The 4754-nt window shown below is 59.1% G+C and carries 7 protein-coding genes; 3 read left to right on the forward strand and 4 right to left on the reverse strand.

Features of this window, described 5'->3' with window-relative positions; all coding sequences use genetic code 11:
- Nucleotides 1–623: recombinase family protein (locus I53_RS16065; RefSeq protein WP_043352462.1), on the forward strand; the 623-nt coding region annotated here is incomplete at its 5' end.
- 63 nt (nucleotides 624–686) lie between these two features.
- Here I53_RS16065 and I53_RS16070 read toward each other — a convergent pair.
- Nucleotides 687–986 carry a hypothetical protein gene (locus tag I53_RS16070; RefSeq protein ID WP_148291154.1) on the reverse strand — a complete coding sequence of 100 codons (300 nt, stop codon included), beginning with the start codon at nucleotides 984–986 and terminating at the stop codon, nucleotides 687–689.
- A gap of 497 nt (nucleotides 987–1483) precedes the next feature.
- On the opposite strand from I53_RS16070, the gene I53_RS33285 reads away from it, so the two are divergent.
- Nucleotides 1484–1873 (forward strand): hypothetical protein, encoded by a 390-nt coding sequence (locus tag I53_RS33285; protein WP_148291155.1) that lies wholly within the window; start codon nucleotides 1484–1486, stop codon nucleotides 1871–1873.
- Here I53_RS33285 and I53_RS16080 read toward each other — a convergent pair whose 3' ends face one another.
- On the reverse strand, nucleotides 1874–2443 hold the full coding sequence (locus tag I53_RS16080; protein WP_043352466.1) for a hypothetical protein: 570 nt from the start codon (nucleotides 2441–2443) through the stop codon (nucleotides 1874–1876).
- 12 nt (nucleotides 2444–2455) lie between these two features.
- Nucleotides 2456–2902, reverse strand: a complete 447-nt coding sequence (locus I53_RS16085) for a hypothetical protein (RefSeq protein WP_043352468.1) — start codon at nucleotides 2900–2902, stop codon at nucleotides 2456–2458.
- A 280-nt stretch (nucleotides 2903–3182) separates the two neighbouring features.
- On the opposite strand from I53_RS16085, the gene I53_RS33290 reads away from it, so the two are divergent.
- Complete coding sequence (locus I53_RS33290) at nucleotides 3183–4085, forward strand: hypothetical protein (RefSeq protein WP_148291156.1); 903 nt, start codon at nucleotides 3183–3185, stop codon at nucleotides 4083–4085.
- Between the two features lie 19 nt (nucleotides 4086–4104).
- Here the strand turns inward: I53_RS33290 and I53_RS16095 are convergent.
- On the reverse strand, nucleotides 4105–4754 hold a 650-nt coding region (locus I53_RS16095), incomplete at its 5' end, for a hypothetical protein (RefSeq protein WP_210161585.1).

Raw genomic sequence — 4754 nt, forward strand, 5'->3', positions numbered from 1 at the left:
GCCAGGGTTCTTCGGGCCTTGGTCTGGAAGCCCAGCGCCGCGCCGTCACCGATTACCTCAACGGCGGGAAGTGGACGCTGATCTCCGAGGTGGTCGAGGTCGAGAGCGGCAAGCGCAATGACCGCGTGAAGCTGGCAGAGGCGCTGAAGCTGTGCCGCCTGCACAACGCCACGCTCGTGATCGCCAAGCTCGACCGCCTGTCTCGTGACGCCGCGTTCCTGCTGAATCTCCAGGCGGCTGGCGTTCGGTTCGTCGCGGCCGATATGCCGGAGGCGAACGAGATGATCGTCGGCATCATGGCGGTGGTCGCTCAGGCTGAGCGCAAGATGATCAGCACCCGCACCAAGGCGGCTCTCCAGGCAGCTAACGAGCGTGGTCAGGTTCTGGGTGGGGATCGGGGCGTGAAGCCGTCCCACGCGGCGGCTGTGAAGGGCGCTACGGCACTCAAGGCCAAGGCGACGGCGCGGGCGGCGGACCTGAGCGAGATCATCGCGGAGATCAAGGCTGAGGGTGCGGTCTCGCTGCGGGAGATCGCGGCTGGCCTGAACGCCAAGGGCATCCCGACTGCGCGCGGTGGCGAGTGGAGCGCCGTCCAGGTCTCGCGGGTGCTGTCTCGGGTCTGAGCCACCCACCATCACCGGCAAGGCTCAGGAGCCCCTGGAGAGCGATCTCCGGGGGCTTTCTCGTTACCAGGACACCTCAGGAGCGTTGAACCGGAGTTTGAACCCAAGAGCCGCGTTCGGATCGTCGATGTCGACCAGGACGACGATATTGCCCTCGGGTTCGCTCAGCATGTGAATCACCGCCGCAGAAGCGTTCAGCTCGAACCAGTCGAGCGAGCGCAAGTCGCCCGTAGCGAGAATGACGGTCCGCCTGGCCATAGGCTCGGAGTACGACCAACTATCGCGATGGCTGTGGCGCGGATGATCCCTGAGCGCCCGGTCCAGATCGCCATCAATCGCCGTATAAAGGTTGTAGACGGGCATCACGCGGCCTCGATGGCGCGATTCACGAGCCCCATTGCGCGGACGCTCTCAACGACCGCGGCGTGACCACGATCACCGGAATCGTCTGGACCGCGTGGCGTGTTCGAGACTTCCTCAGGACTTGTCGCGAAGCGTCCTGATCACCATGTTCAGAGATTGGGTCAGAGTATTGGCCATGATCAACCGCAATTAAATTGAAACCTATTGGGTTGCGTCCAAAGCATTTGTGGGCGCGACGTTTGAGGACAACTTGTGTCGTCTTCGCGCGAAAGCGGCTGGTCAGGGTCGTCGGGGGAGAATTGCCTCACGCGCGAGGCTTTGGTCGCATCGACGGCATCTTTTCTAGCCTACCAATTGGTAGGTTCTGACCAGAAATTCTTGATTCTCCCTCTGCAACCGTCTCTCCACGCTCTGTAGCGCCCCTCTTTTCATGATCGGTGTTCATTATTGACGGCATCGTTTGCCGCAGTATTTCACATAGTTTGAAACAATATTACATGACTGAACTCGATCACGCTGTTTACACGGTTTGCCGGTACTGGAGCATCTACCGTTTCTGCTTAAAGGGCAGCTCTTGTGGGATTGACCGCGCCTATCCGGATGATCATTTCCGCAGGTGTCGTAAACCGTCCGAAACGACCGCCGTGCGTGCAGCGTTTCACATGGTCTGTCAGTTTGTTTTCGCAAACAACCATGTCTACTGGTGGTCGCGTGCCGATCTTGAGAACAGAAACTATTACACTCCGGAAGATGAGAAAGACGAAGAAGCCTTCGCCGAGATCGAACCTTGGCTACAAGAGCATTGCCCCAGCTTCACCGGACTGGGCCCGCTCATCGGGATTCAGGATGACGACGAAGCCTTCGCCTACAGGATGCGGTTCGGCTAATCAGTGCAGGTGCTGAGGCGCCTGTCCGCCAGAGGGAGCATTACAGGTTTTCCAACCGTACCGCGTGATGGGCGGACGCTTGGCCAGCGACTGACAGATATCTGCGGTCTGTTGGGGCGTGAAATACTTCACGCAGTAGTCCAGGGTGAAGGCGCTGGCGTCTTGCCCAATCTTGAGATAGCCGATGCCGTCGATGCACGCTTGCTTATACCGCTCTTCACGGATCGGGGCCTCTTCCTCGTACTTTTTAAGCCACGCAGCTCTCTCAGCGGCCCGCAGGTTGTTCTGATGCCAAGCGTAGGTCTGAAAGGCCGCGAGGGTTAGGAGTCCGGATCCCATGGTCCCGACGACAGCGTGAATCAATAGACCTTTGCGGCGCATGCGGCGGCCGTAGGCGAACCACACGATCAGGGGGACAAAGACAAAGCTGGTAAGTTCGACGATATTCTCGCCGATGAATTTGAAGATCGCGGCCACTATCCCGCAGATCATCATAACCAGCACCAAGGCCAGGAACGGCGGTATCGTTGGGACTTGTCTGACGCGGATATGGATCTCTTGATCGCTCATCGGACTCCGCCCTCAGTAGGCCAGCGAGAAGGTTTTGCGGCCGGTCGGGTTGATCCGTGATTCACTGGGTCGCGCGACCTTGGACACGAAGGTCACGTTCTTCGCGGTGAACTTGATGCTCGACGGGTCCTGGCCGACGCTGATGAGCTGCCGCTTCACGCCCCAGCCTGTCTCGACCTCTTCCGTCAGGATGGCAGCGCTCTGGACGGCATTGCCGGTGGCGTCGGGCAGGTAGGTGACGAACACCAGCGCGTGCTTGTTGTCGGGTGAGCGGAAGATCTTAAAGGTGGTGTCCTCGGTGATCTTGCAGTCGATGGGGTCGCCGTTCGGATTCACGCACCCGAACGCCTTGTCGCCTTTGAACATGAACTGGGCGATGCCCAGGTGCCCATCCTTCGAGGCTGCTGAGGCGGCCAGCGGAGCCAGGGTCGCGATCAGGGTCAGTACGATACGGCGCATGGGTCTTCGGTCCTTGCTTGGTAGCTTGACCGTAAAGCGAACAACCTAATGGAAAGCTGAGCGATCTTATTGAGGATCGATGTCGTGGGCCGAGAGGATTCACGGCGACATAGTCAGATCTTATTCATGCTGAGTCTTAGGTAGGCGGATTCATATTCGAAGGTCAGCGCAGGCAAGTCAGCCCGTTTTCCAGATGGCCGAGAGCCTTGGCGCCCCGATAACCGAGCAGAAAGAATACCGGTGCTAGAAGCTCTGGAAACAATGAGAGGCTGCGTCTGCAATGAGCGGGGAGGGACCGGTATATAAACTTCAAGAGCAGGCGGGCAAATGGCAGCTTCTAACTACGCTTTCGTCGATGGAACAGGCGGCAGAAGTGCTGCGGTCGCTCGGATCGAACGCAGGTTTTACAGAAGTGACTGTCGAGGTGTACGACGCCAAGACCAGAAACTTCGTTGCCAAGGACAAAATATCTGTCGGAACGGACATCGCGGAGGATGATGAGGGCGATACGGATGAGGTTGAGGGCTGGAGGTGTATTGCGCGCGGGTACAGGGAGCTGAATGAAAAGACACAGCAAACGATTGCTGGCGTCCTCATCGTATGTGGCATCGCGACACTATCGTGGTTGTACTCAGCTACGAAGCTCGCGTTTTCTGTTGCCGCCGTCTTTCTCGGAACGTCCGAGACACCGCGTCGTGTCGCGTCTCAGCAACCTCCGGCGGTTAGCGAGTCTCCGGCGAGACCGCCTCAAGCTCCGCACGCCAATCCGGCACCGACTCCAAGAGCCGCCGAAAGGCAGCTTGCCCCGCCGCCGCCACCTCCACCGGCAACAGGCAAGACATTTAAGTACGAGACAGAGGTCGGATACACGGCCAAAATCTTGACCGATCCCGTCATTCGTCGAGAACTTGCCGCGAACGCTGGAACGGGACGAGTGGAGTTCCAGGAGTTCAGGATCTATAGCCGAGACATGAGCGAGTATGAGCAAGGCGGGCGCGCCCTTGCTCTCAACGATGGCAGCATGAGTCCTGCGACGCAGATTACATGCAGACTGTCGGCCTCGAAGAGCGACGTGTTTGCGCGCCAGATGAAGTTCGGTCTTACAGTCCTGGGCGGTACGATCAAATCGTATGACCGATCCGGCGGGCTCGTCCTTGACCCATGTGATTACACTGAAAAGTGAAAACTGGCGTGGCGAATTACTAGTACTGGATCTCCAACTCGTCCGGCTGGAAGATCCACGTGTCCGACATGCTGGTGTCCTTTGATGGTGCTGGATCGCAGTACACCCCGACCTTCGATACCCAAGTCCAGCACCATAGTCGCTTCGGCAGCGCCTTGTTGATCCACCGGCCCTCGATCGTCACCGGTCTGGCGGCGGGTTTCGGGCGGACCAGAATGGCAGAATGCTGGACCGCTTTGTCCGCGGGGCATTGCCACCACGGCACAGGGTCGAAATCCTGGAGCCTAATCCAGAACGCTGAGGACCCCGTGTTCGCGGTGTCGATAACCTTGAGCCTGACCTTCGAGGGGGATGAATCATCGACCTGGGCTTCGACCCGAACGCGCGTCTTGGCGGTTCGCTGTCCGAGAAGCCCATCCCATTTTTCGGGACCGGTCTGTTTCAGCTCGCTGATGCGCCAAGGCGGAGCCTTCTTGTCCACCTCGCGGTCGCCGGTCTTCAGGTAGCCTTCGAGCCCGATAAGGCTGGGCCTTTCCTTCAAGCGGCAGGCTTCGGGCTCGCGGAGGCTGGTCGCGCTGATGAGCTTGCACCCGCAGCGCTCCAAGGATCCCAGATCCTTCGGAGCAGAAGGTGGCGTTGCCCTATCTGTAGCCGGTTGAGTGAGGTCCG

The sequence above is a fragment of the Methylobacterium sp. B1 genome (assembly GCF_000333255.1).
GTDB classification, from domain to species: domain Bacteria; phylum Pseudomonadota; class Alphaproteobacteria; order Rhizobiales; family Beijerinckiaceae; genus Methylobacterium; species Methylobacterium fujisawaense.